Source organism: Erwinia sp. Leaf53, from assembly GCF_001422605.1.
In the GTDB taxonomy this organism is placed as follows: domain Bacteria; phylum Pseudomonadota; class Gammaproteobacteria; order Enterobacterales; family Enterobacteriaceae; genus Erwinia.
Genome location: NZ_LMLK01000002.1, coordinates 17,642 through 40,843 on the forward strand (window position 1 = coordinate 17,642; position 23,202 = coordinate 40,843).

32 protein-coding genes and 1 pseudogene are annotated in these 23,202 nt (G+C 54.8%); 2 read left to right on the forward strand and 31 right to left on the reverse strand.

The features are described from left to right. Positions 1 to 5 precede the first annotated feature (5 nt). The 25 genes and pseudogenes from rplE to fkpA all read right to left on the reverse strand — a co-directional run bounded on the left by rplE (position 6) and on the right by fkpA (position 14,440). Positions 6 to 545 carry a 50S ribosomal protein L5 gene (gene rplE, locus ASF13_RS02880; protein ID WP_056232433.1) on the reverse strand — a complete coding sequence of 180 codons (540 nt, stop codon included), beginning with the start codon at positions 543 to 545 and terminating at the stop codon, positions 6 to 8. Positions 546 to 559: 14 nt separating this feature from the next. Further along, a complete protein-coding gene (gene rplX, locus ASF13_RS02885; protein ID WP_056232435.1) occupies positions 560 to 874 on the reverse strand; it encodes a 50S ribosomal protein L24 in 315 nt (104 codons plus the stop codon). 10 nt (positions 875 to 884) lie between these two features. Beyond that, positions 885 to 1,256 carry a 50S ribosomal protein L14 gene (gene rplN / locus ASF13_RS02890; protein ID WP_015960712.1) on the reverse strand — a complete coding sequence of 124 codons (372 nt, stop codon included), beginning with the start codon at positions 1,254 to 1,256 and terminating at the stop codon, positions 885 to 887. Positions 1,257 to 1,422: 166 nt separating this feature from the next. Further along, positions 1,423 to 1,677: a 30S ribosomal protein S17 gene (gene rpsQ / locus ASF13_RS02895; RefSeq protein WP_056232438.1), complete on the reverse strand. Its 255-nt coding sequence runs from the start codon at positions 1,675 to 1,677 to the stop codon at positions 1,423 to 1,425. Continuing rightward, positions 1,677 to 1,868 carry a 50S ribosomal protein L29 gene (gene rpmC, locus ASF13_RS02900; RefSeq protein WP_048917635.1) on the reverse strand — a complete coding sequence of 64 codons (192 nt, stop codon included), beginning with the start codon at positions 1,866 to 1,868 and terminating at the stop codon, positions 1,677 to 1,679. Before rpmC ends, rpsQ begins: the two co-directional genes overlap by 1 nt. Continuing rightward, the gene (gene rplP, locus ASF13_RS02905) at positions 1,868 to 2,278 is read right to left on the reverse strand and encodes a 50S ribosomal protein L16 (protein WP_002438716.1); all 411 of its coding nucleotides are present in this window, start codon (positions 2,276 to 2,278) and stop codon (positions 1,868 to 1,870) included. Before rplP ends, rpmC begins: the two co-directional genes overlap by 1 nt. Before the next feature lie 12 nt (positions 2,279 to 2,290). Beyond that, the gene (gene rpsC, locus ASF13_RS02910) at positions 2,291 to 2,989 is read right to left on the reverse strand and encodes a 30S ribosomal protein S3 (RefSeq protein WP_045854067.1); all 699 of its coding nucleotides are present in this window, start codon (positions 2,987 to 2,989) and stop codon (positions 2,291 to 2,293) included. A 17-nt stretch (positions 2,990 to 3,006) separates the two neighbouring features. Next, positions 3,007 to 3,339 (reverse strand): 50S ribosomal protein L22, encoded by a 333-nt coding sequence (gene rplV / locus ASF13_RS02915; RefSeq protein ID WP_000447532.1) that lies wholly within the window; start codon positions 3,337 to 3,339, stop codon positions 3,007 to 3,009. 12 nt (positions 3,340 to 3,351) lie between these two features. After that, positions 3,352 to 3,630 carry a 30S ribosomal protein S19 gene (rpsS, locus tag ASF13_RS23180; RefSeq protein WP_004160590.1) on the reverse strand — a complete coding sequence of 93 codons (279 nt, stop codon included), beginning with the start codon at positions 3,628 to 3,630 and terminating at the stop codon, positions 3,352 to 3,354. 16 nt (positions 3,631 to 3,646) lie between these two features. Continuing rightward, entirely contained in the window at positions 3,647 to 4,468 is an 822-nt protein-coding gene (gene rplB / locus ASF13_RS02925) for a 50S ribosomal protein L2 (RefSeq protein ID WP_056232443.1), read from the reverse strand. A 17-nt stretch (positions 4,469 to 4,485) separates the two neighbouring features. After that, a complete protein-coding gene (rplW, locus tag ASF13_RS02930) occupies positions 4,486 to 4,788 on the reverse strand; it encodes a 50S ribosomal protein L23 (protein WP_056232446.1) in 303 nt (100 codons plus the stop codon). After that, a complete protein-coding gene (gene rplD / locus ASF13_RS02935; RefSeq protein WP_056232449.1) occupies positions 4,785 to 5,390 on the reverse strand; it encodes a 50S ribosomal protein L4 in 606 nt (201 codons plus the stop codon). Before rplD ends, rplW begins: the two co-directional genes overlap by 4 nt. A gap of 10 nt (positions 5,391 to 5,400) precedes the next feature. After that, complete coding sequence (gene rplC / locus ASF13_RS02940) at positions 5,401 to 6,030, reverse strand: 50S ribosomal protein L3 (protein ID WP_056232452.1); 630 nt, start codon at positions 6,028 to 6,030, stop codon at positions 5,401 to 5,403. Positions 6,031 to 6,062: 32 nt separating this feature from the next. After that, the gene (rpsJ, locus tag ASF13_RS02945) at positions 6,063 to 6,374 is read right to left on the reverse strand and encodes a 30S ribosomal protein S10 (protein ID WP_001181005.1); all 312 of its coding nucleotides are present in this window, start codon (positions 6,372 to 6,374) and stop codon (positions 6,063 to 6,065) included. Positions 6,375 to 6,677: 303 nt separating this feature from the next. Continuing rightward, positions 6,678 to 6,809: pseudogene (tuf, locus tag ASF13_RS25275) on the reverse strand (elongation factor Tu); the annotation flags it as partial. Positions 6,810 to 6,915: 106 nt separating this feature from the next. Further along, on the reverse strand, positions 6,916 to 8,166 hold the full coding sequence (locus tag ASF13_RS02950) for an elongation factor Tu (protein WP_072166270.1): 1,251 nt from the start codon (positions 8,164 to 8,166) through the stop codon (positions 6,916 to 6,918). Continuing rightward, entirely contained in the window at positions 8,112 to 8,303 is a 192-nt protein-coding gene (locus ASF13_RS02955; RefSeq protein ID WP_056232455.1) for a GTP-binding protein, read from the reverse strand. Before ASF13_RS02955 ends, ASF13_RS02950 begins: the two co-directional genes overlap by 55 nt. Before the next feature lie 70 nt (positions 8,304 to 8,373). Further along, the gene (gene fusA / locus ASF13_RS02960; RefSeq protein WP_056232458.1) at positions 8,374 to 10,488 is read right to left on the reverse strand and encodes an elongation factor G; all 2,115 of its coding nucleotides are present in this window, start codon (positions 10,486 to 10,488) and stop codon (positions 8,374 to 8,376) included. Between the two features lie 93 nt (positions 10,489 to 10,581). After that, positions 10,582 to 11,052 carry a 30S ribosomal protein S7 gene (gene rpsG, locus ASF13_RS02965; protein ID WP_056232460.1) on the reverse strand — a complete coding sequence of 157 codons (471 nt, stop codon included), beginning with the start codon at positions 11,050 to 11,052 and terminating at the stop codon, positions 10,582 to 10,584. A gap of 96 nt (positions 11,053 to 11,148) precedes the next feature. Continuing rightward, entirely contained in the window at positions 11,149 to 11,523 is a 375-nt protein-coding gene (rpsL, locus tag ASF13_RS02970) for a 30S ribosomal protein S12 (protein WP_056232463.1), read from the reverse strand. 126 nt (positions 11,524 to 11,649) lie between these two features. Then, a complete protein-coding gene (gene tusB / locus ASF13_RS02975; protein ID WP_056232465.1) occupies positions 11,650 to 11,937 on the reverse strand; it encodes a sulfurtransferase complex subunit TusB in 288 nt (95 codons plus the stop codon). A gap of 7 nt (positions 11,938 to 11,944) precedes the next feature. Further along, the gene (tusC, locus tag ASF13_RS02980) at positions 11,945 to 12,304 is read right to left on the reverse strand and encodes a sulfurtransferase complex subunit TusC (protein WP_056232467.1); all 360 of its coding nucleotides are present in this window, start codon (positions 12,302 to 12,304) and stop codon (positions 11,945 to 11,947) included. Continuing rightward, a complete protein-coding gene (gene tusD / locus ASF13_RS02985) occupies positions 12,304 to 12,690 on the reverse strand; it encodes a sulfurtransferase complex subunit TusD (protein ID WP_056232469.1) in 387 nt (128 codons plus the stop codon). The genes tusC and tusD overlap by 1 nt, the downstream gene beginning before the upstream one ends. After that, on the reverse strand, positions 12,690 to 13,412 hold the full coding sequence (locus ASF13_RS02990; protein WP_056232471.1) for a transcriptional regulator: 723 nt from the start codon (positions 13,410 to 13,412) through the stop codon (positions 12,690 to 12,692). Before ASF13_RS02990 ends, tusD begins: the two co-directional genes overlap by 1 nt. 203 nt (positions 13,413 to 13,615) lie before the next feature. Continuing rightward, a complete protein-coding gene (gene fkpA, locus ASF13_RS02995; RefSeq protein WP_056232473.1) occupies positions 13,616 to 14,440 on the reverse strand; it encodes an FKBP-type peptidyl-prolyl cis-trans isomerase in 825 nt (274 codons plus the stop codon). 283 nt (positions 14,441 to 14,723) lie between these two features. Between fkpA and ASF13_RS03000 the strand changes: the two genes are divergently transcribed. Then, a complete protein-coding gene (locus ASF13_RS03000) occupies positions 14,724 to 14,942 on the forward strand; it encodes a protein SlyX (RefSeq protein ID WP_056232475.1) in 219 nt (72 codons plus the stop codon). Between the two features lie 480 nt (positions 14,943 to 15,422). Here the strand turns inward: ASF13_RS03000 and slyD are convergent, their stop codons facing one another. The 4 genes from slyD to kefG form a co-directional block, all read right to left on the reverse strand. Beyond that, entirely contained in the window at positions 15,423 to 15,962 is a 540-nt protein-coding gene (slyD, locus tag ASF13_RS03005) for a peptidylprolyl isomerase (protein WP_056232477.1), read from the reverse strand. 142 nt (positions 15,963 to 16,104) lie between these two features. Then, the gene (locus tag ASF13_RS03010; RefSeq protein WP_056232790.1) at positions 16,105 to 16,305 is read right to left on the reverse strand and encodes a YheV family putative zinc ribbon protein; all 201 of its coding nucleotides are present in this window, start codon (positions 16,303 to 16,305) and stop codon (positions 16,105 to 16,107) included. Between the two features lie 16 nt (positions 16,306 to 16,321). Continuing rightward, entirely contained in the window at positions 16,322 to 18,127 is a 1,806-nt protein-coding gene (gene kefB / locus ASF13_RS03015; protein WP_056232478.1) for a glutathione-regulated potassium-efflux system protein KefB, read from the reverse strand. After that, positions 18,128 to 18,679, reverse strand: a complete 552-nt coding sequence (gene kefG, locus ASF13_RS03020; protein WP_056232480.1) for a glutathione-regulated potassium-efflux system ancillary protein KefG — start codon at positions 18,677 to 18,679, stop codon at positions 18,128 to 18,130. A gap of 125 nt (positions 18,680 to 18,804) precedes the next feature. Between kefG and ASF13_RS03025 the strand changes: the two genes are divergently transcribed. Further along, a complete protein-coding gene (locus ASF13_RS03025; RefSeq protein WP_056232482.1) occupies positions 18,805 to 20,706 on the forward strand; it encodes an ABC transporter ATP-binding protein in 1,902 nt (633 codons plus the stop codon). 86 nt (positions 20,707 to 20,792) lie between these two features. Here ASF13_RS03025 and ASF13_RS03030 read toward each other — a convergent pair whose 3' ends face one another. Together ASF13_RS03030 and prs are read right to left on the reverse strand one after the other, a co-directional pair. After that, positions 20,793 to 22,280, reverse strand: a complete 1,488-nt coding sequence (locus ASF13_RS03030; RefSeq protein WP_056232485.1) for a nicotinate phosphoribosyltransferase — start codon at positions 22,278 to 22,280, stop codon at positions 20,793 to 20,795. Continuing rightward, positions 22,270 to 23,145: a ribose-phosphate diphosphokinase gene (gene prs / locus ASF13_RS03035; RefSeq protein ID WP_056232487.1), complete on the reverse strand. Its 876-nt coding sequence runs from the start codon at positions 23,143 to 23,145 to the stop codon at positions 22,270 to 22,272. Before prs ends, ASF13_RS03030 begins: the two co-directional genes overlap by 11 nt. Positions 23,146 to 23,202: the final 57 nt, after the last annotated feature.

A 23,202-nucleotide genomic window follows, 5' to 3' on the forward strand; every position in this document is an offset into this window, starting at 1 on the left:
CTACCTTACTTGCGGAACGGGAAGTCAAAAGCAGCCAGCAGTGCACGGCCTTCATCGTCAGATTTCGCAGTAGTGGTAATGGTGATATCCAAACCACGAACGCGATCGACTTTATCGTAGTCGATTTCTGGGAAGATGATCTGCTCACGAACGCCCATGCTGTAGTTACCACGACCATCGAATGACTTAGCAGACAGGCCGCGGAAGTCACGAATACGTGGAACAGCAATAGAGATCAGACGCTCAAAGAACTCCCACATGCGTTCGCCACGCAGAGTTACTTTACAGCCGATCGGATAGCCCTGACGGATTTTGAAGCCTGCAACTGATTTGCGTGCTTTGGTGATAAACGGCTTTTGGCCGGAGATTGCTGCCAGGTCAGCTGCTGCGTTATCCAGCAGTTTCTTGTCAGCGATCGCTTCACCAACACCCATGTTCAGGGTGATCTTCTCGACCCGAGGGACTTGCATGACAGAATTGTAGCTAAACTCAGTCATGAGTTTTTTAACTACTTCGTCTTTGTAGTAATCATGCAGTTTCGCCATCGTACTACTCCAAATTACTTGATAGTTTCACTATTAGACTTGAAGAAACGGACTTTTTTGCCGTCTTCGAATCTAAAGCCTACACGGTCAGCCTTACCGGTTGCCGAGTTGAACAGCGCAACGTTAGAAACCTGAATAGCAGCTTCTTTTTCAACGATGCCACCTGGTTGGTTCAGAGCCGGAACCGGCTTCTGATGTTTCTTCACCAGGTTGATACCTTCAACGATCAGTTTTCCTGCAGACAGAACATTTTTTACTTTACCGCGCTTACCTTTATCTTTACCGGTAAGAACGATAACTTCGTCATCGCGACGGATTTTAGCTGCCATTTTTCGCTCCTTAGAGTACTTCTGGTGCCAGAGAGATAATTTTCATGAACTTTTCAGTACGAAGTTCACGAGTTACCGGCCCAAAAATACGCGTTCCGATAGGCTGCTCGCTGTTATTGTTTAAAATAACGCATGCATTACCATCGAAGCGAATGACAGAACCGTCCGGGCGACGAACACCCTTCCTGGTGCGCACCACTACCGCTTTCAGCACATCACCCTTCTTAACCTTACCGCGAGGAATTGCTTCCTTGATGGTAATTTTGATGATGTCGCCTACGCCTGCGTAGCGACGGTGCGAGCCACCCAGAACCTTGATACACATTACGCGACGTGCACCGGAGTTGTCGGCGACGGTCAGCATAGTCTGTTCTTGGATCATTTTAGTGCTCCGCTAATGTCAACTACTACTTCGGGACCTGATTCAGGTCGATTAAAAGCCCCACAATTGAGGGCGCGGCATTATAACACCACTTCTCGCATATGGGTAGAAAAAATGAACGGCCCTGTCGAGCCGTTCATCTTATTTTTAGAGAAGGCGAATTCTATTACAGAATCGCTTTCTCTACAACGCGAACCAGCGTCCAGGACTTAGTCTTGGACAGTGGACGGCATTCGCGGATTTCAACCACGTCGCCGATACCACATTCGTTGTTCTCGTCGTGTACGTGCAGTTTGGTCGTACGCTTGATGAACTTCCCGTAGATTGGGTGTTTCACAACACGTTCGATAGAGACAACGATGGATTTCTCCATTTTGTCACTAGTCACACGACCTTGCAGAGTACGGATTTTATCGGTCATTACGCACCCGCCTTCTCAGTCAGTAAAGTCTTAACGCGTGCAACATCACGACGAACATTCTTCAGGACATGAGTCTGTTGAAGTTGGCCAGATGCTGCCTGCATGCGCAGGTTAAATTGCTCACGCAGCAGATTAAGCAGCTCAGTGTTAAGCTCTTCAACGCTTTTTTCACGCAGCTCAGTTGCTTTCATTACATCACCGTCTTAGTTACAAAGGTGGTTTTGATAGGCAGTTTTGCTGCTGCCAGCTTGAATGCTTCACGGGCCAGCTCTTCCGGAACACCGTCCATTTCATACAGGACTTTACCTGGCTGGATCAAGGCAACCCAATACTCCACGTTACCTTTACCTTTACCCATACGCACTTCCAGCGGCTTCTCGGTAATTGGTTTGTCCGGGAATACACGGATCCAAATTTTACCTTGACGCTTAACTGCACGGGTCATAGCACGACGTGCTGCTTCGATCTGACGTGCAGTCAGACGACCACGGCCAACAGCTTTCAGACCGAAAGTACCGAAGCTAACATCCGTACCCTGCGCCAGACCACGGTTGCGGCCTTTGTGCACTTTACGGAATTTTGTACGCTTTGGTTGTAACATCAGCGACTCTCCTTACTTACGGCCTTTACGCTGCTGCTTTTTAGGTTGAGCAGCCGGTTCCGGTTGTTCAACAGCAGCCATACCACCCAGGATCTCACCTTTGAAGATCCATACCTTAACGCCGATTACACCATAAGTGGTGTGGGCTTCAGAGGTGTTGTAGTCAATGTCTGCACGCAGAGTGTGCAGTGGCACGCGGCCTTCACGGTACCATTCGGTACGCGCGATTTCTGCACCGCCCAGACGGCCACTAACTTCAACTTTAATCCCTTTAGCGCCCAGACGCATTGCGTTCTGTACAGCACGCTTCATAGCACGACGGAACATCACACGACGCTCCAGCTGTGAAGTGATGCTGTCAGCAACCAGCTTAGCGTCCAGCTCCGGTTTACGGACTTCGGCGATATTAATCTGTGCAGGAACGCCAGCGATATCCGCGACGACCTTGCGCAGTTTTTCTACATCTTCACCTTTCTTACCGATAACGATGCCAGGACGAGCGGTGTGAATGGTCACACGGATGCTCTTAGCCGGACGCTCGATAACGATACGAGAGACGGATGCTTTAGACAGTTCCTTGGTCAGGAACTGACGAACTTTAAAGTCGCTGTCCAGGTTGTCAGCGAATTCTTTGGTATTTGCGAACCAGGTAGAGTTCCAGGGTTTAACAATACCCAGGCGAATACCATTAGGATGTACTTTCTGACCCATTGCTAGTCTCCAGAGTCTCAGCGATCGGACACAACCACAGTAATGTGGCTGGTGCGCTTCAGGATGCGATCTGCACGACCTTTTGCACGAGGCATAATGCGCTTCATGCTTGGGCCTTCGTCTACGAAGATCTTCGTGACTTTCAGATCATCAATGTCAGCGCCATCGTTGTGTTCGGCGTTAGCAATGGCAGATTCCAGGACTTTCTTAACCAATACAGCAGCTTTCTTATTGGTGTAGGTCAGAATATCCAGAGCCTGCGACACTTTCTTACCGCGTACAAGATCTGCTACCAGGCGAACCTTCTGGGCAGAAGAACGAGCGTGGCGATGTTTAGCGATAGTTTCCATCTCTTCCTCCTGTTAGCGTTTCTTGGCTTTCTTATCTGCCGCGTGGCCGCGATAAGTACGAGTCGGTGCAAATTCACCCAGTTTGTGACCGACCATTTCGTCGGAAACAAAGACAGGAACGTGCTGACGACCATTATGGACAGCGATGGTCAAACCGATCATGTTAGGGAAGATCGTTGAACGACGGGACCAAGTGCGCAGTGGCTTCTTGTCTCCGCTTTCCAAAGCTTTCTCTACCTTCTTCAGCAAGTGCAGGTCAATAAAAGGACCTTTCTTGAGAGAACGTGGCATGGCTTATCCTCTAAAATTATTTGCTACGGCGACGTACGATAAATTTATCAGTACGCTTGTTGCTGCGGGTTTTCTTACCTTTGGTCTGAACGCCCCACGGAGTTACCGGGTGCTTACCAAAGTTTTTACCCTCACCACCACCGTGCGGGTGATCGACTGGGTTCATCGCAGTACCGCGAACGGTAGGACGAACACCACGCCAACGAGTTGCACCGGCTTTACCCAGAACGCGAAGCATGTGCTCCGAGTTACCGACTTCGCCCAGGGTCGCGCGGCAGTCGATTTCGACTTTACGCATTTCACCAGAACGCAGACGCAGGGTAACGTAAGAACCATCACGCGCAACGATCTGCACGTAAGTACCAGCTGAGCGAGCAATCTGACCGCCTTTGCCTGGTTTCATTTCTACGTTGTGAACGGTAGAACCCACTGGGATGTTACGCATTGGCAGGGTGTTACCCGCTTTAATCGCAGCATCAACGCCAGACTGAATCTGATCGCCAGCTTTCAGGCCTTTAGGGGCCAGGATGTAACGGCGCTCACCATCTTTGTACAGAACCAGTGCGATGTTCGCAGAGCGGTTCGGATCGTACTCAAGACGTTCAACGGTCGCTGGGATACCATCTTTGTTGCGTTTGAAGTCAACAATACGGTAAGCCTGCTTGTGACCACCACCGATATGACGGGTAGTGATGCGACCATTGTTGTTACGGCCGCCGGATTTGCTGTTTTTCTCAACCAGCGGGGCGAATGGTTTGCCCTTGTGCAGCTCCGCGTTTACCACTTTAACTACGTGGCGACGACCCGGAGATGTCGGTTTACATTTAACAATTGCCATTGTTCTTCTCCTCCGACTTACTCAGCGCCGCCTGCGAAGTCCAGATTCTGGCCTTCTTTCAGGGTGACGTAAGCTTTTTTCCAGTCGCTACGACGACCAATACGCTGACCTGAACGCTTAGTCTTGCCTTTAACCAGCAAGGTGTTCACGGTTTCTACTTCCACTTCGAAAAGTTTCTGCACAGCGGCTTTGATTTCTGCTTTGGTCGCGTCTTTCGCAACTTTGAGAACGATGGTGTTAGTTTTTTCCATCGCAGCAGATGCTTTTTCAGATACGTGCGGCGCGCGCAGTACTTTCAGCAGACGTTCTTCACGGATCATGCCAGCATCTCCTCAACTTGCTTAACTGCATCAGCAGTCATAACGACTTTGTCGAAGGCGATCAGGCTAACTGGGTCGATACCCGCTGCATCACGTACGTCAACCTTGTACAGGTTACGTGCGGCCAGGAACAGGTTCTCTTCCAGTTCGCCAGTGATGATCAGCACGTCTTCCAGAGCCATGTCTTTCAGTTTCTCTACCAGCAGCTTAGTTTTAGGCGCTTCCAGAGAGAACTGCTCGACAACGATCAGACGTTCTTGACGTACCAGTTCGGACAGGATGCTTTTCAGCGCGCCGCGGTACATCTTTTTGTTTACTTTTTGACTGTGGTCCTGTGGCTTCGCAGCAAAGGTCACACCACCTGAACGCCAGATTGGGCTCTTAACAGAACCTGCACGAGCGCGGCCGGTACCTTTCTGGCGCCATGGCTTTTTGCCTGAACCAGTTACTTCAGCACGAGTCTTCTGAGCACGAGTACCCTGACGAGCACCTGCTGCATAAGCAACAACAACCTGGTGTACCAGCGCTTCGTTGAAATCACGACCGAAGGTAGTTTCGGAAACAGTCAGCGCGCTTTGCGCGTCTTTCAATACTAATTCCATTGCTATCCCCTTACGCCTTAACAGCTGGTTTAACGATCAGGTCGCTACCGGTAGCACCGGGAACTGCACCTTTAACCAGCAGCAGGTTGCGCTCAGCGTCAACGCGTACCACATCCAGGCTCTGAACGGTTACACGTTCGTTACCCAGCTGGCCTGCCATTTTCTTGCCTTTGAACACTTTGCCCGGAGTCTGGTTCTGACCGATAGAACCCGGAACGCGGTGGGACAAGGAGTTACCGTGGGTAGCATCCTGGGTACGGAAGTTCCAGCGCTTAACAGTACCGGCAAAACCTTTACCTTTAGATGTACCAGTCACGTCAACTTTTTTCACATCAGCGAAAATGTCAACGTTAATGCTCTGACCTACGGTGAATTCTTCGCCTTCGGCGGTACGGAATTCCCACAGACCACGGCCAGCTTCAACGCCAGCTTTAGCAAAATGACCTGCTTCAGGCTTAGTTACACGGTTTGCTTTTTTAGCACCGGTAGTTACCTGAACAGCGGTGTAGCCGTCGTTCGCCAGGCCTTTAACCTGAGTCACGCGGTTTGCTTCAATTTCGATCACGGTTACTGGGATAGAAACGCCATCTTCAGTGAAGATACGAGTCATGCCCACTTTTTTACCGACTAAACCAATCATTGTTTCAACCTCTCAATCGCTCAATGACCTGATTAACCCAGGCTGATCTGCACGTCAACACCTGCAGCCAGATCCAGACGCATCAGAGCATCAACCGTTTTTTCAGTTGGCTCAACGATGTCAACCAGACGCTTGTGAGTGCGAATTTCATACTGATCGCGCGCGTCTTTGTTGACGTGCGGGGAGATCAGAACGGTAAAGCGCTCTTTGCGGGTCGGCAGCGGGATAGGACCACGTACCTGCGCACCAGTGCGCTTGGCAGTCTCTACGATTTCCGCAGTTGATTGATCGATCAGACGATGATCAAACGCTTTAAGACGGATACGGATTCTTTGGTTCTGCATGAGACCAGAGCTCCAATTATTTATAAACGAAAAGAATTACTACTCATATCCATTACGATTGATGGAAGAGTGTAATCGTTAAGCACATAACCCGCATATCGCGAGTATTGTTGGTCACTGCTTTCGCAACGACCTGCAATTCATATTGAATCGCGCCTTACCATATTGGCAGGCCCGCGTATTATACGTGCATACGCGATTAAAGCAACTACCCTGCGTGATTTATCGCATAAAAAAAGAGCGCCGAAGCGCTCTCTTTTCTGTGCTCTGGCAGAGCAGGCTCTGCCAGTACAAGTCTCACAATTAAGCGATAACTTTAGCAACAACACCTGCACCAACGGTACGGCCGCCTTCGCGAATTGCGAAACGCAGACCGTCGTCCATTGCGATTGGGTGGATCAGGGTAACAACCATCTGGATGTTGTCGCCTGGCATTACCATCTCTACGCCTTCTGGCAGTTCGATGGTACCGGTCACGTCAGTTGTACGGAAGTAGAACTGTGGACGGTAGCCTTTGAAGAACGGAGTATGACGGCCGCCTTCATCCTTGGACCATGTTGTCGCCTGGCATTACCATCTCTACGCCTTCTGGCAGTTCGATGGTACCGGTCACGTCAGTTGTACGGAAGTAGAACTGTGGACGGTAGCCTTTGAAGAACGGAGTATGACGGCCGCCTTCATCCTTGGACAGGATGTACACTTCAGATTCGAACTTGGTGTGTGGCTTGATTGAACCTGGCTTAGCCAGAACCTGGCCACGCTGGATATCTTCACGCTTAACACCGCGCAGCAGGATACCACAGTTCTCACCCGCACGGCCTTCGTCCAGCAGCTTACGGAACATCTCAACGCCGGTACAGGTTGATTTCACGGTATCTTTGATACCAACGATCTCAACTTCTTCACCAACTTTACGGCCTTCGTCCAGCAGCTTACGGAACATCTCAACGCCGGTACAGGTTGATTTCACGGTATCTTTGATACCAACGATCTCAACTTCTTCACCAACTTTGATGATACCGCGCTCTACACGACCGGTAACAACGGTACCACGGCCTGAGATGGAGAACACGTCTTCGATAGGCAGCAGGAATGGCTTGTCAATCGCGCGCTCTGGCTCTGGGATGTAAGAATCCAGGTGACCAGCCAGCTCGATGATTTTYKCTTCCCACTCAGCTTCACCCTGCAGGGCTTTCAGTGCTGAACCGCGAACAACCGGGATGTCGTCGCCAGGGAAATCGTAAGCAGACAGCAGCTCACGATCTTCCCACTCAGCTTCACCCTGCAGGGCTTTCAGTGCTGAACCGCGAACAACCGGGATGTCGTCGCCAGGGAAATCGTAAGCAGACAGCAGCTCACGAACTTCCATTTCAACCAGCTCCAGCAGCTCTTCGTCGTCAACCATGTCGCATTTGTTCATGAATACGATCATGAACGGAACGCCAACCTGGCGACCCAGCAGGATGTGCTCACGGGTCTGTGGCATTGGGCCATCAGTCGCAGCAACAACCAGGATTGCACCGTCCATCTGCGCAGCACCGGTGATCATGTTTTTCACATAGTCGGCGTGGCCTGGGCAGTCAACGTGTGCGTAGTGACGGCTTGGGGTGTCATATTCAACGTGTGAAGTGTTGATGGTGATACCACGAGCTTTCTCTTCTGGYGCGTTATCGATCTGGTCGAATGCACGTGCAGAACCGCCGTAGGTTTTAGCCAGAACGGTGGTGATAGCAGCAGTCAGGGTAGTTTTACCGTGGTCAACGTGGCCGATAGTACCGCGATCTGGTCGAATGCACGTGCAGAACCGCCGTAGGTTTTAGCCAGAACGGTGGTGATAGCAGCAGTCAGGGTAGTTTTACCGTGGTCAACGTGGCCGATAGTACCTACGTTGACGTGCGGTTTGGAACGTTCAAATTTCTCTTTAGCCACGACTATATTCCTTACTTTAATGCTCTCACCCTTTGGTGAGAGCATAGGATCAATATTTTAAAACTGTAGCTTATTTGCTACGAGCTTCAATAACGGCCTGAGCGACGTTGTTCGGCGCATCATCGTACTTCAGGAACTCCATAGAGTATGAAGCACGGCCTTTAGTCAGAGAACGCAGCTGAGTCGCGTATCCGAACATTTCGGACAGCGGAACTTCAGCGTGGATCTGAACGCCAGTAGCGTTAGATTCCTGTCCTTTGAGCATACCACGACGACGGCTAAGGTCACCGATAACGTCACCGGTGTTCTCTTCCGGAGTCTCTACTTCAACCTTCATGATCGGCTCAAGCAGTACCGGAGTTGCTTTCTTGAAGCCGTCTTTGAACGCGATAGAAGCCGCCAGTTTAAATGCCAGCTCAGAGGAGTCAACGTCATGGTAAGAACCGAAGTGCAGACGAACGCCCAGATCAACCACCGGATAACCCGCCAGAGGACCTGACTTCAGCTGCTCCTGGATACCTTTATCAACCGCAGGGATGAAATCACCAGGGATTACACCACCTTTGATGTCGTTGATGAACTCGTAACCTTTAGGGTTAGAGCCCGGCTCCAGTGGGTACATGTCGATAACAACATGACCGTACTGACCACGACCACCAGACTGCTTGGCGTGTTTACCTTCGATATCGGTAACTTTCGCGCGAATCGCTTCACGGTAAGCAACCTGAGGTTTACCGACGTTCGCTTCAACGTTGAATTCACGCTTCATGCGGTCAACGATGATGTCGAGGTGCAGCTCACCCATACCAGCGATGATGGTCTGGTTGGTTTCTTCATCAGTCCAAACGCGGAACGATGGATCTTCCTTCGCCAGACGACCCAGAGCCAGACCCATTTTTTCCTGGTCAGCTTTGGTTTTCGGCTCAACGGCGATGGAGATTACCGGCTCAGGGAACTCCATACGCTCAAGAATGATCACGTTGTCCGGATCACACAGGGTGTCACCCGTGGTCACATCTTTCAGGCCGATCGCCGCTGCGATGTCGCCCGCACGAACTTCTTTGATCTCTTCACGCTTGTTAGCGTGCATCTGAACAATACGGCCCAGACGCTCACGGTTTGACTTAACCGGGTTGAACACGGTATCGCCCGTGTTAACCACACCGGAGTAAACGCGGAAGAAGGTCAGGTTACCTACAAACGGGTCGGTAGCGATTTTGAACGCCAGAGCAGCAAACGGCTCGTTGTCGTCTGAGTGACGAACAGCCGGAGTGTCTTTGCCATCGTCTAACATACCGTTAATCGCGGTAACGTCAGTCGGTGCTGGCAGATATTCAACAACCGCATCCAGCATCGCCTGAACACCTTTGTTCTTAAATGCAGAACCACAGGTGACCAGAATGATTTCGCTGTTCAGAACGCGCTTACGCAGAGAAGTTTTGATCTCTTCTTCAGTCAGCTCTTCGCCGCCAAAGAATTTCTCCATCAGCTCATCAGAGCCTTCAGCTGCGGCTTCAACCAGCTTCGCATGCCATTCTTCTGCCAGTTCCTGCATATCAGCTGGGATCTCTTCGTATTCGAAGGTCACGCCCTGATCGGCTTCGTTCCAGTTGATCGCTTTCATTTTCACCAGGTCAACAACCCCGGTGAATTTTTCTTCAGCGCCGATAGCCAGCTGCAATGGCACCGGGTTTGCACCCAGGCGTTTTTGCATCTGATCAACAACTTTCAGGAAGTTTGCACCCATGCGGTCCATTTTATTAACGAACGCGATGCGTGGAACTTTATATTTGTTAGCCTGACGCCATACGGTTTCAGACTGTGGCTGAACGCCACCAACTGCACAGTAAACCATTACTGCGCCATCAAGCACACGCATAGAACGCTCAACTTCGATGGTGAAGTCAACGTGTCCCGGGGTGTCGATGATGTTCACGTGGTGCGGCTCAAACTGTTTAGCCATACCAGACCAGTAACAGGTGGTCGCAGCGGATGTGATGGTAATACCACGTTCCTGTTCCTGCTCCATCCAGTCCATGGTTGCTGCGCCGTCATGTACTTCACCGATTTTGTGGTTTACACCGGTGTAGAACAGAACGCGTTCGGTAGTTGTGGTCTTACCGGCGTCGATGTGCGCACTGATACCGATGTTACGGTAGCGCTCAATGGGTGTTTTACGAGCCATTTGATTCCTCTGATTCTCGGACGTTCTAAGTTAGTAAATCCCAGCGGGTTGGCTACTTGAACGCCCGCTGGGTTAATAACAACTACAGAGCTGTTACCAGCGGTAGTGAGCGAACGCCTTGTTGGCATCGGCCATACGGTGAACGTCTTCACGTTTCTTAACTGCAGTACCTTTGTTGTCTGCAGCATCAGAAAGTTCGTTCGCCAGGCGCAGAGCCATAGATTTATCACCGCGTTTACGAGCAGCTTCAACGATCCAGCGCATTGCCAGGGCATTACGACGAACCGGACGAACTTCAACCGGAACCTGATAAGTAGAACCACCAACGCGACGGGATTTAACTTCCACGGTTGGGCGGACGTTGTCCAGGGCTACTTCAAAAGCTTCCAGTGCGTTTTTACCAGAACGCTGAGCCAGGGTCTCCAGCGCGGTATAAACGATTGTTTCAGCGGTAGATTTTTTACCATCTACCATCAGGATATTTACAAATTTAGCCAGCAGATCAGATCCGAACTTAGGATCTGGCAGAATTTTACGCTGACCAATGACGCGACGACGTGGCATGGAAATACTCCGTTGTTAATTCAGGATTGTCCAAAACTCTACGAGTTTATTTTGACATTTAAGTTAAAACGTTTGGCCTTACTTAACGGAGAACCATTAAGCCTTTGGCTTCTTCACGCCGTACTTGGAGCGGGCCTGCTTACGGTCTTTAACACCTGAGCAGTCCAGCGCGCCACGAACGGTGTGGTAACGCACACCTGGCAAGTCTTTAACACGACCGCCACGGATCAGGATCACGGAGTGTTCCTGCAGGTTATGACCTTCACCGCCGATGTAGGAGGTAACTTCAAAACCGTTAGTCAAACGAACACGGCATACTTTACGCAGTGCGGAGTTCGGTTTTTTCGGGGTAGTAGTGTATACACGAGTACATACACCACGTTTCTGCGGGCAGGCTTCCAGCGCAGGCACGTTGCTTTTAGCAACCTTGCTTGAGCGTGGTTTGCGAACCAGCTGATTAACTGTTGCCATTAAATAGCTCCTGGAATTTAGCTTTTGCTTCGTAAACACGTAATAAATCGCCTCGCAGAATCACGAGGCCGCGGAATTTTAGAGCTGAGCTTAAAAGGTGTCAAGAAATAACCAGGATTACCGCATTTACCAGGTCATTTGTTGAGGATGTTTGACCGTCAGCCTGACGAAGTCAGTATAGCCTACCTGCATCACACTGGTCGAAATTTGAGCAGAAAGCCCACGCGCCTCCACATCGTCCTTCAGCACGTAGATCGATATGGGGGCAAGCTGTAGCGATTCAAGCGCCTGACTGCCTGCCAGGGCCGCCAGCACCCCATCCTGCAGCAGTAGCAGATCGTCGCCAGCGGCCAGCAGACGCTGTAACGCCGGCAGATCGCAGTGGAACGGTGAACTCATTAACGTATGGAGCATGGTGACCTCAGAAGACCAGTACGCGGTCGTACTGGTGCAGCAGCTCGCTCAGTTCGGCCGGAGACAGAACCTCGGCGTCCAGCACCCGCGGCAGCGTTTCGCTCAGACCACGCTCCGCCAGCGCCGCCGCACACAGGTAGCAGCGGTCGACGTCGTACAACGGCAACACGCCAAAGGTGGCGATGTAGTTACGCGCCAGAATCTGCCCGGGCCGCTGGCCGCTGGTCAACTGCAGCACGCCGTCGCTGACAAAGAACAGCGCAATCTCGTCGCTCAGCGCTGAGGTGGCCAGCGCGGCGTCCAGCCCTTCCCGCCCGCCGCTGGAGCCGTGCGGCGCATGGCTGAAGACAAAAGCGATGCGTTTCATCAGAACTGTACCATCCGCTCACAGCCGAGCAGCGCTTCTGCCAGCGCCCCCAGGCCGGTTAACTGAAAGCCCGCGGCAAGGTTGGCCGTGGGCAGCCCCAGCGCCAACGCTTCACGCTCGTCGCTGATGCCCCGGCGCAGAGCCGCCGCCACGCAAATGTTCAGCGCCACCCCGTGTTGCTGATGCAGCTGCTGCCACTGGCGCGTTAAATCACACTCATCGCTGGCGGGAGCGTTCAGCAGGCTGGCGTTCAGCACCCCCTCCCGATAGAAGAAGATACTCTCCAACGCGTGCCCCTGCTCCAGCAGCGCACGGGCAAACAGCAGCGCGCTGCTGGCCTGCTGGGTGCCGTAGGCTGGGCCGGTCACCATCAGGCTGAAGCGCACTACTTGTCCTGACCGTGGAAGTCGCCGTTCTTAAACTGACGGATGTAGAGATAAACCGTATGTTTAGAGATGTTCAGGCGGTCCGCCACCTGATTGATCGCGTCTTTAATGTCGAAAATTCCCTTCTCATACATGTTCAACACGATCTGCCGGTTCTTGGCGTTGTTAGAGACGTTGCGATCGGTACTGACTTCCTCAATGGTGAACTCCAGCGTCTGCATCACCAGGTCTTCCACCGATGAGGCAAAGTTAACCGAAGAGGCCACTTCCTGCGTCTCCGGCGGCATAAAGGTCGCCATGATCTGCGAGAACGGCACGTCGAGGTTCATGTTGATGCACAGCAGCCCCACCACCCGCTTGTCACGATTGCGGATAGCGATGGTCACTGACTTCATCAGCACGCCGCTTTTGGCACGGGTAAAATAGGCTTTAGAGACGTTGCTGTCGGCACCGGTCATATCATGCAGCATGCGCAACGCCAGATCGGTGATAGGAGAACCAATTTTTCGCCCGGTATGTTCACCGTTAGCGATCCTCACCGCAGAGCATTTCAAATCTTCCAGCGAATGCAGCACAATTTCGCAATGCGAACCGATCAGCATCGCCAGACCGTCAACCACGGCCTCATAAGATTTTAAAATTTCGAAGTCACCGGGCAGGAAAGGACGCTGCTCAAGCAGATCCGAATCCGCAACATCACCGGAAAACAGGGAATTAGACATTGACGACACCACCCTCTGACAAGAGCCTGTCACACGGCGCAAGGGCAGACTCATTCTTAGTTATAATGCGCGCTGGCTAGTCTAGCAAATATGGGAAAGCCGTGTCCCGACCTTTCCACGGAAATTGCACGGGTTAAAAGCCAGTGGAAACAGGAATTAATCGCAGGCGGGAGCACCGCCACCCGCAGGTGGCGGTGATACAATTACTGCGCTTTGGCTTTATCAGCCGCTGCTGCTGCAGGCTGTTCTGCTTTCTCGTCGGCTTTAGCGGCCGGTTTGATGTCCAGCAGCTCAACCTCGAATACCAGCGTAGAGTTAGCCGGAATGCCCGGAACGCCATTCTGGCCGTAGGCCAGCGCCGGTGGGATCACCAGCTTGATTTTGCCACCCTTCTTGACCTGCTTCAGGCCTTCGGTCCAGCCTGGGATCACGCCGTCCAGACGGAATGACAGTGGCTCGCCGCGGGTGTAAGAGTTATCGAACTCGGTGCCGTCAACCAGGGTACCTTTGTAGTTCACCACCACGGTATCGCTGTCTTTCGGTGACTCACCGGCACCCGCTTTCTCTACCAGGTAGAGCAGGCCGGATTCCGTTTTCTTCACGCCCTTCTCTTTGGCGAATTTCGCTGCGTAAGCCTCACCTTTAGCGGTGTTCTCTTTCGCGTCTTTCTCCATCTTGGCCTGAGCGGCACCTTTCACACGGCCTTCAAAGGACTGCAGGGTCTGCTCGATTTCCTGGTCAGTCAGCTTGCTTTTACCCGCAAACGCATCCTGAACGCCGGCAATCAGCTGGTTTTTATCCAGAGCGATGCCCAGTTTTTCCTGCTCCTTCAGGGAGTTCTCCATGTAGCGGCCCAGAGAAGCACCCAGCGCATAGGCCGACTGCTGGTCATCGTTCTTGAACGCCGCGTTTTTTGGCGCCTGCTGAGCAGCAGGAGCCGCAGCAGCGTCGGCAGCGATGGCCAGCGGTGCGGTGAACGCCGCAGCCAGAGTGGTAGCTAATAAAGTAACTTTAAACAGTGATTTCATCCATTTCTCCAAAACCGAAGCATCTCACCCCGGGGAATCGTTGGCAGACCGGCGGTCTGTGCTGTAACGGGTCTCAGGGGCGCTCCCCTGCATAAAACTAAAGTTAACTTCCGACCGCGTGATTGCCCGAAAGTTTCACCACCTTCAGTGGCGTCAGCGGTACGACTTTTCAACCTCTGGCGGCCAATCTACGTCATTTTACCTGTTTTCGCCTGCCTTTTACCCTTAGAATCGGACAATTCGCGCCGAGAAAGCGCCGCAGGTAGTAACAGGAGGAAACATAATGCAACAATCATGGCTGGAAGAGCGGCTGGAGCGGCTGGAAAGCAAACTGGCGTTTCAGGATCACACTATCGATGAACTCAACGAAACGGTGGTTCAGCATCAGCTGGAGATGGCCCGCCTGCGCGAACAGATGCGCCTGCTAACCGATAAATTAAAGGAAGCAGCGCCATCCCTCATTGCCTCACAATCCGAAGAAACCCCTCCTCCGCATTACTAATGTTCAGAATGGCTGCGCAGAGCTGCTGCTGCAGGATCGGATGCCAGGCGTATCGGACGCATCGCTGGCAGAAGCCGCTGTCGGTTCGGGTGACCGGCGTATCAGGTGCATCGCTGGCAGAAGTCGCTGCCGGTTCGCGAGCCTGGCTTATCGGGTATATCCGGAACGCGGACACGCTGTAAATACGTCCCTGTACGCTCGGCGCCGGCCATCCATGGCCGTCGACGGTCCGCTAACCCGGATATACCCGATTGCCCGAAAGTTCTGAGGTTGCTGCTACAGTCCGGCGCAGACATAGAGCCCGCCGCAATACCCGCTGACGATGTGCAGACCACCCAGAATCTGAAGCGATGGGAGCCTGTACACGAAGCAACCAAAAAAAAGGCCACGCATCTGCGTGACCTCTTTGACAGATATTCCGAGTATTTCGTGCTGCAGGAAGGCGGTAAACGCACCCGCAGCGCGAAAGACGACGGAAGATCAGTGGCTGCAGCCGCAGCCGCCGGTACCACAACCACCTTCGTGGTCATGGTCGTGGTCGTGGTGATGACCGTGCTCGCCGTGAACGTGGCCGTGGGCCAGCTCTTCCTCGGTCGCTTCACGCACCGCAACGACTTCCACGTTGAAGCTCAGGTTCTGACCGGCCAGCATGTGGTTACCGTCAACCACCACGTGCTCGTCTTCCACTTCGGTAATTTCAACCGGCACCGGGCCCTGATCGGTTTCCGCCATAAAGCGCATGCCAACCTGCAGTTCGTCCACGCCCATAAAGACGTCTTTCGGTACGCGCTGCACCAGGTTGTCATCGAACTGGCCGTAAGCGTCGTTAGCTTCGATCTTAACGTCAAACTTGTCGCCTGGCTCGCGATTTTCCAGCGCTTTTTCCAGGCCGGAGATCAGGGAACCGTGACCGTGCAGGTAATCCAGCGGTGCACTCACCGGGGATTCATCAACCAACACACCGTCTTCTGTACGTACCTGGTATGCCAGGCTGACCACGAGGTCTTTTGCTACTTTCATGATGACTCCTAAAACCGTTGAGAGCGTGAATTCGTATTCCCGCTGGTTTTAACCTTCAGCGGGAGGACTCTAAGTGGCGGCAATTGTATCGAATTTCAACCGCGGCTGTACCCTTAAGCATAAAAAAAGCGGGGCGATCGCGCTACTCCGGGTGAAAAATGCCGATGACCTGTTCGTTTTCACGCACCTCTTTACGCACCTGTTTGTCCGCCTCGCGCATCTGATGCCCGCACTTAACGCACTCAACCACATCGACATTATTCTCGCGCCACAGCGCCAGGGTATCTTTCTGCTGGCACTTCGGACAGGTGGCGCCAGCGATAAAACGTTTACGCATAATCATCTCGTTGAGTTCGTGGTTAATGCTGCTCATCCCAGCCGTCATACTGACTTTTTTCGTATTTCATCTCGGTGCGGAAGATATCTTCCAGCTCGCGCCGCGCTTCTTTCACGCGGGAGATCTGCACGCTGTCGTCGTGGCTCGGCATCAGCTCACGCAGCATGCGCATATCCAGCCGGCGAAAGTGCTGTTGCGCACGGTGCGCCTGGTGCGGGTGCATGCCGACGGAGATCAGCGACTTGCGGCCCAGCTCCAGCGCGCTGCTGAAGGTTTCACGCGAGAACTGGGTCACGCCGGCCTGCAACAGTTCGTGTGCCTCCACGCGGCCGCGGGCGCGGGCGAGGATCGCCAGATGCGGGAAGTGCTGCTGGCACAGGTGCACGATATGCATCGAGTCTTCCGGATCGTTGCAGGTTATCACGATCGACTGCGCGGTTTCTGCCCCGGCGGCGCGTAACAGCTCCAGCTCGGTGGCATCGCCGTAATAGACCTTGTAGCCATATTTACGCATCAGGCTGACCGCGCTGATATCGCGCTCCAGCACGGTGACCCGCTTGTCATTCGCCATCAGCAGACGCCCCACCACCTGACCAAAGCGGCCGAAGCCGACCACGATCACCTGCGGCTTATCGTCCTCGACAAAGTGTTTCTCCGCGCTCTCATCGGGCTCGTTGAAACGCCGTTCAAGAATTTTATCCACGCCCTGCATCAGCAACGGCGTCGTCATCATCGACAGCGTGACCGTCACCAGCAGCAGCGGCATCTGATCGCCGCTAAACAGCTTCGCCGACGACGCCGCGGAGAACAGCACAAAGGCAAACTCCCCGCCCTGGCTCAGCACGCCGGAGAACTGCAGACGTTCAGAACTGCGCAGGCCGTAGATCCGCGCCAGCAGGTAAAGCACGCCGGTTTTTACCGCCACCAGGCCGACCACGCCGATCAGGATCTCAATGATATGGGTATAGAGCACGCCCAGGTTAAGCGCCATCCCGACCGAGATGAAGAACAGCCCCAGCAGCAGCCCTTTAAACGGGTCGATCGCCGTCTCCAGCTCGTGACGGTACTCACTCTCCGCCAGCAGGATCCCGGCGATAAAGGTGCCCAGCGCCATCGACAGCCCCAGCGCGTCCATAAACAGCGCCGAGCCCAGCACCAGCAGCAGCGACGCGGCGGTAAACACTTCCCGCACGCCGGAGGCAGCGATAAAGCGGAAGATCGGCCGCAGCAGATAGCGCCCGCCGACCAGCATGCCGGCAAACGCCAGCACCTTCATGCCCACCTTCATCCAGTCGGTATGACCGCTGTCGCCGCCGGCCAGCAGCGGCACCAGCGCCAGTGCCGGGATCACCGCCAGGTCCTGGAACAGCAGCACCGAGAAGCCGAGCTGACCGGATTCGCTGCGGTTCATGCCTTTGTCACGCATCAGCTGCAGCGCCATGGCGGTGGAGGACATCGCCAGGCCGATACCGCCAATCAGCGCCGCCTGCCAGGAGAAGTCGGTCAGGTAGAGCAGGCCGCCAAGGATTGCGGCGCTCAGAATCACCTGCGCGGCACCGACGCCGAAGATCGAGCGCCGCAGTTGCCACAGCTTAGACGGGTTCAGCTCCAGCCCGATGATAAACATCAGAAACACCACGCCCAGCTCGGAGAAGTGCAGGATCTCATCCACGTCACTGATAAAACCGAGTCCCCACGGGCCGATGGCGATCCCCGCCAGCAGATAGCCGAGCACCGCGCCAATACCGAGCCGGGCGGCGATCGGTACCGCAATCACCGCGGCAAACAGATAAACCACTCCCGCGGTCAGGAGGCTTTGACCTTCCATTTACACTCCTCCATAGGGCAGCGGATTGCCCAGCCAGTCGCCGTAGGCGCGGGCATAATTTTGCATCACGTCAGCCGTCTGGCGACGCGCCCAGTAAATAATCATCGGCGTCATCCAGTGCATGCGGCACATCTGCGCGGTCAGTTCAAAGGGTCGCATAATGTCTGACATCGGGTAACGGTTCAGCCCTTCCTGGTGGTAGGCGGCCTCCGGCTCTCCGGTGGTGATCACGCTGCGCCAGTATTTACCCTCCAGCACGTTGCCACCGGGGCCGCTGGCAAAGCCGCGCGACAGCACGCGGTCCAGCCACTCTTTCAGCAGAGCAGGGCAGCTGTAGGTATAAAGCGGATGTTGAAAAACGATAATCTGATGTTCGCGCAGCAGCTGTTGCTCGCGGTGAATATCAATAAAAAAATCCGGATACTCTGCGTACAGGTCATGGACCGTCACATGTTCCAGGCGCCGGGCCGGTTGTAGCAAAACGCGATTGGCAATCGAGTCCTGTGACTCCGGATGGGCATACAACAGCAGGACCTTAGGCGGCTGCGACATCATTCCCCTCCAAATCGTCGTCACGGCAGGCGAAATCCGCTACCATGCTCGACGCAACGGAATCAGTGATTCCGGAAACTTATTTATGATGGATTAATTTAACATATTATGGACTAACGGCGCTTATGATTGTCTTCTCCTCGTTACAAATACGTCGCGGCGTGCGCGTCCTGCTGGATAACGCCACCGCGACCATCAACCCCGGCCAGAAAGTGGGCCTGGTGGGCAAAAACGGCTGCGGCAAATCCACCCTGCTGTCCCTGCTGAAAAACGAGATAAGCGCCGATGCCGGCAGCTTCAGCTATCCCGGCAGCTGGTCGCTGGCCTGGGTCAACCAGGAAACGCCGGCGCTGGATATGCCCGCCGTTGAGTATGTTATCGACGGCGACCGCGAATTTCGTCAGCTGCAGTCTGAATTAGATCGCGCGAATGAAATTAACGACGGCCACGCTATCGCCACGCTGCACGGCAAGCTGGATGCCATTCAGGCATGGACCATACAGTCCCGCGCCGCCAGCCTGCTAAGCGGATTGGGCTTTAGCCAGGAACAACTGCAGCGCCCGGTCAGCGATTTCTCCGGCGGCTGGCGCATGCGCCTCAACCTGGCCCAGGCGCTTATCTGCCGCTCCGATCTGCTGCTGCTCGATGAACCGACCAACCACCTCGACCTTGACGCGGTGATCTGGCTGGAACGCTGGCTGAAAAGCTACAGCGGCACGCTGATCCTGATCTCACACGACCGCGACTTCCTCGACCCGGTGGTCGATAAGATCCTGCATATTGAACAGCAGAGCATCTTCGAATACACCGGCAACTACAGCTCGTTTGAGATCCAGCGCGCCACCAAACTGGCGCAGCAGCAGTCGATGTTTGAACACCAGCAGCAGAAGGTGGCGCATCTGCAGAGTTTTATCGACCGCTTCAAGGCCAAGGCCACCAAGGCCAAGCAGGCGCAGAGCCGCATCAAAATGCTCGAACGCATGGAGCTGATTGCCCCGGCGCACGTCGATAACCCGTTTACCTTCAGCTTCCGCGAGCCGGAAAGCCTGCCGAACCCGCTGCTGAAGATGGAGAAGGTCAGCGCCGGCTACGGCGATAAAAAGATCCTTAACTCGATCAAGCTGAACCTGGTGCCGGGTTCGCGCATCGGGCTGCTCGGGCGTAACGGCGCCGGTAAGTCGACGCTGATCAAGCTGCTGGCCGGTGAACTGGCCCCGCAGGCCGGTGAGATCGGCCTGGCGAAGGGCATCAAGCTCGGTTACTTTGCCCAGCATCAGCTGGAGTTCCTGCGCGCCGACGAATCACCGCTGCAGCACCTGGCCCGACTGGCGCCTAAAATTCTGGAACAGCAGCTACGCGACTACCTCGGCGGCTTTGGTTTCCAGGGCGACAAAGTGACGGAGCAGACCCAACGCTTCTCAGGCGGCGAGAAAGCGCGGCTGGTGCTGGCGCTGATCGTCTGGCAGCGCCCTAACCTGCTGCTGCTCGATGAACCGACCAACCACCTGGATCTCGATATGCGTCAGGCGCTGACCGAAGCGCTGATCGACTACGAAGGTGCGCTGGTAGTCGTCTCGCACGATCGCCACCTGCTGCGTTCCACCACCGACGACCTTTACCTGGTGCACGATGGCAAGGTTGAACCCTTCGACGGCGATCTGGAAGATTACCAGCAGTGGCTGAGCGACCTGCAGAAGCAGGTTCAGGCCGACGCGTCACCGAAAGCGGAAACCGCCAACAGCGCCCAGGCGCGTAAGGATCAGAAACGCCGCGATGCCGAACTGCGCACCCAGACCCAGCCTCTGCGCAGGCAGATTGAAAAGCTGGAAAAGCAGATGGAGAAGCACAACGCGCAGCTGGCCGACGCTGAAAACAAGCTGGGCGATATCGCGATTTACGAGCAGAGCCGCAAAACAGACCTGACCGCCGCGCTGCAGCAGCAGGCCAGCGCCAAATCGGCGCTGGAAGAGTGTGAGATGGAATGGCTGGAGGCACAGGAACAGCTTGAATCAATCATGAACGGCTGAGATAACGGGGGGGATGACAGTCCGTCGTCCCCCCCGCTTCGAGCGCCGGGGCGCATCGTTGTGCCGCCCCGCTCAGCGTTCCCGCCTTATTCCGCCGCCAGCCGCTGGCGCAGCGTGGTCAGATCCTCAACGTTGAGCAGTTTACCGTTCAGGAAGCGGGTTTTCAGCTCCCCCCCCTGCTCCTGCTGCCAGCTCTGACCATCCAGCAAACGGTAGTTCCCCTGTTGATCTTTCTCCACCCGCAGCAGGCCACGCGCGGAGTTTTTCAGCCCGCTGTCGGTTTTCGGCTGTTTAAAGATCTCCCGCCCCACGCCGTTCACTTCCCCATAGGTTGCTTTCATCGCGAAGCCGAAGGTATCACGCGTGTGGTACTGGTAGGTATATGAGCCGACGCCGAACACCACGTTACTGCTGGCGAAGCCTTTTGCCTCCAGCCGGCTGAGGATCTCATTGGCCCGTTCCAGCGTAATCGAATCGCCGTAAATCAGGCCGACGTGCGGGTCGAGCACCTTATAGCCTCTGGCATTGACCGTGCCGCCAAAGATCTCCCACAGCACCTCCACCGAGCCTTTCTGCTGCGCGCTGCGCGCAGGGTCACGATCCCGATCGTCGCCGCTGCCGCACAGTATGTCGACCGGGTCACCGCTGTCCGGGCGGAACACCAGCCGCCCCTCACGCGCCATGATTTCCGGTTTAAGCTCACGGCTGTACCCGGTCAGCACCTTCCAGTAGTCCCAGGTATCGGACACGATCGAAACCAGCCCGCGCGGATAGAGCTCGGTCAGCAGGCGACGGAAAGTGGCGATCTCGCCCTGCTCCTCGCCCATGCACATTACGCTGTGCTCGGTGGCAGGGATGCTGCCGCCGATAAAGGTGCCTGCCGCCGGACGGTAGTAGCGCTGGGCATAGAGAATCGACGGCAGGCTGTCGGTGCCGGTAAAGCTCAGCAGATGGCCGACGCCGGACTGTGCCGCATCGTGCACCCCGGACATGCCGCGGAACGAAAAGTCATGGCACTGAAAATCAAGGTGCGCCACGTCGTCACAGGTGCGTTCGGCCCAGCGCTGGCAGATCTGGCGATAGTGGTGCGCGACGGTGGCGGTGGTGGAGGATTTCCACAGCTCGGCCGACATCACGCTCTCGAGGTAATTCACCAGCCAGAAGAACTCGCCCAGGGTATTGGTAAGGGTCAGCACCGGCACCTTCATCGGCACTTTGCTGCCTTCGTCCAGGCTTTTGATCTCCAGCGGCAGATAGCCAAGGCGGTGCAGCGCACGGATGTGCTCAACGCTGACGCTGTTCTCCCCGAGGTAGCTGTCCATCAGTTGCTGATACTCCCCCACTACCTGCTCTTCCGGCTGGGCGAAGAACTGCTGGTTAAACAGGTCGACCATAAACCACTGCAAAAATCCCTGCAGACCAAAGAACACCAGCGACTCATCCGCCAGCGGCGACTGAAAATAGCGCTTACCGCGCGGCGTAAAGTTGGAATAAACCCGGTTTGTCCCCTGCGGGTACTGCTCACGGTGCGAGGTTTTGTAACCATCGATAGCCAGAATCGGATTAATTTGCATGGTTTGCTCCTTCACTGCGGTAAATGGTGGCGATATCAACGCGTTCAACGCCTTCCTGCGCCGGTTCAGCGCCGCCCAGCGAAGTGGTGGTCCAGATGCGGTCAATGCCCTGGCTCAGCAGGTGCTCAACGCCTTTACTGAACAGACCGTGGGTAACGTACAGGCTGACCGAGCGCGCGCCGGCGGCCCGCAATACCGACGCCGATCCGATAAAGGTGCCACCGGCATCGCACAGGTCGTCGGCAATCAGCACGTCCCTGCCCGCCACGTCGCCTTTCAGCAGTTCAAAACCGCTCAGCGCACCGCTGGCGATATCGCGATGCTTACCGAGAATGCCGTACTCAGCCGCCTTCACCTGCTGCGCCAGCGCATGGACCTTTTTCAGTGCGCCGGCGTCCGGGGCAATCAGCATCATGCCCTGCTCAAGGGCGGCCAGCAGCGAAGGGCTGTGGACCAGGCAGCGGTGCTGGGGAATGGTGACCATGCGGTCAACGACCGCGGCAGCCACGTCGCTGTGCGGATCCAACACCACCACGCGGTCAAAGCGCAGTTGATTGAGAAAACCGGCAAACACCCTGAGGGCGAAACTGTCGCCTTCACGCATCGTGCGGTCCTGGCGGGCGTAAGGCAGCCACGGCAGCTCAAGCCGGGTCTGACGCAGCAGGCAGCGCTGACGTACCGCGTCGAGCACCTGGGCGACCCGCATCAGGTCATCGAGGGTCTGCATCGCGCTGGCACGCAGCGTCAGGCTTTCCGCCTGTGGATCCAGCGGCCCGCTGACGCGCTCCCAGACCGCACCGTCTGGAAAACGTCCGCTTTCCAGCGCCACATCCTGACCATCAAGCGTTAACTGCAGTTTCATCATCACCGACTCCTTCAACTCAATTAATGTCACAGGGACATTTATATAATTGTCCAAGAG

Bases quoted from the DNA above. Each gene is read 5' to 3' on its own strand.
- rplE (WP_056232433.1), bottom strand. From the start codon at position 545: ATGGCGAAACTGCATGATTACTACAAAGACGAAGTAGTTAAAAAACTC.
- rplX (WP_056232435.1), bottom strand. From the start codon at position 874: ATGGCAGCTAAAATCCGTCGCGATGACGAAGTTATCGTTCTTACCGGT.
- rplN (WP_015960712.1), bottom strand. From the start codon at position 1,256: ATGATCCAAGAACAGACTATGCTGACCGTCGCCGACAACTCCGGTGCA.
- rpsQ (WP_056232438.1), bottom strand. From the start codon at position 1,677: ATGACCGATAAAATCCGTACTCTGCAAGGTCGTGTGACTAGTGACAAA.
- rpmC (WP_048917635.1), bottom strand. From the start codon at position 1,868: ATGAAAGCAACTGAGCTGCGTGAAAAAAGCGTTGAAGAGCTTAACACT.
- rplP (WP_002438716.1), bottom strand. From the start codon at position 2,278: ATGTTACAACCAAAGCGTACAAAATTCCGTAAAGTGCACAAAGGCCGC.
- rpsC (WP_045854067.1), bottom strand. From the start codon at position 2,989: ATGGGTCAGAAAGTACATCCTAATGGTATTCGCCTGGGTATTGTTAAA.
- rplV (WP_000447532.1), bottom strand. From the start codon at position 3,339: ATGGAAACTATCGCTAAACATCGCCACGCTCGTTCTTCTGCCCAGAAG.
- rpsS (WP_004160590.1), bottom strand. From the start codon at position 3,630: ATGCCACGTTCTCTCAAGAAAGGTCCTTTTATTGACCTGCACTTGCTG.
- rplB (WP_056232443.1), bottom strand. From the start codon at position 4,468: ATGGCAATTGTTAAATGTAAACCGACATCTCCGGGTCGTCGCCACGTA.
- rplW (WP_056232446.1), bottom strand. From the start codon at position 4,788: ATGATCCGTGAAGAACGTCTGCTGAAAGTACTGCGCGCGCCGCACGTA.
- rplD (WP_056232449.1), bottom strand. From the start codon at position 5,390: ATGGAATTAGTATTGAAAGACGCGCAAAGCGCGCTGACTGTTTCCGAA.
- rplC (WP_056232452.1), bottom strand. From the start codon at position 6,030: ATGATTGGTTTAGTCGGTAAAAAAGTGGGCATGACTCGTATCTTCACT.
- rpsJ (WP_001181005.1), bottom strand. From the start codon at position 6,374: ATGCAGAACCAAAGAATCCGTATCCGTCTTAAAGCGTTTGATCATCGT.
- fusA (WP_056232458.1), bottom strand. From the start codon at position 10,488: ATGGCTCGTAAAACACCCATTGAGCGCTACCGTAACATCGGTATCAGT.
- rpsG (WP_056232460.1), bottom strand. From the start codon at position 11,052: ATGCCACGTCGTCGCGTCATTGGTCAGCGTAAAATTCTGCCAGATCCT.
- rpsL (WP_056232463.1), bottom strand. From the start codon at position 11,523: ATGGCAACAGTTAATCAGCTGGTTCGCAAACCACGCTCAAGCAAGGTT.
- tusB (WP_056232465.1), bottom strand. From the start codon at position 11,937: ATGCTCCATACGTTAATGAGTTCACCGTTCCACTGCGATCTGCCGGCG.
- tusC (WP_056232467.1), bottom strand. From the start codon at position 12,304: ATGAAACGCATCGCTTTTGTCTTCAGCCATGCGCCGCACGGCTCCAGC.
- ASF13_RS02990 (WP_056232471.1), bottom strand. From the start codon at position 13,412: ATGTCTAATTCCCTGTTTTCCGGTGATGTTGCGGATTCGGATCTGCTT.
- fkpA (WP_056232473.1), bottom strand. From the start codon at position 14,440: ATGAAATCACTGTTTAAAGTTACTTTATTAGCTACCACTCTGGCTGCG.
- ASF13_RS03000 (WP_056232475.1), top strand. From the start codon at position 14,724: ATGCAACAATCATGGCTGGAAGAGCGGCTGGAGCGGCTGGAAAGCAAA.
- slyD (WP_056232477.1), bottom strand. From the start codon at position 15,962: ATGAAAGTAGCAAAAGACCTCGTGGTCAGCCTGGCATACCAGGTACGT.
- ASF13_RS03010 (WP_056232790.1), bottom strand. From the start codon at position 16,305: ATGATTATGCGTAAACGTTTTATCGCTGGCGCCACCTGTCCGAAGTGC.
- kefB (WP_056232478.1), bottom strand. From the start codon at position 18,127: ATGGAAGGTCAAAGCCTCCTGACCGCGGGAGTGGTTTATCTGTTTGCC.
- kefG (WP_056232480.1), bottom strand. From the start codon at position 18,679: ATGTCGCAGCCGCCTAAGGTCCTGCTGTTGTATGCCCATCCGGAGTCA.
- ASF13_RS03025 (WP_056232482.1), top strand. From the start codon at position 18,805: ATGATTGTCTTCTCCTCGTTACAAATACGTCGCGGCGTGCGCGTCCTG.
- ASF13_RS03030 (WP_056232485.1), bottom strand. From the start codon at position 22,280: ATGCAAATTAATCCGATTCTGGCTATCGATGGTTACAAAACCTCGCAC.
- prs (WP_056232487.1), bottom strand. From the start codon at position 23,145: ATGATGAAACTGCAGTTAACGCTTGATGGTCAGGATGTGGCGCTGGAA.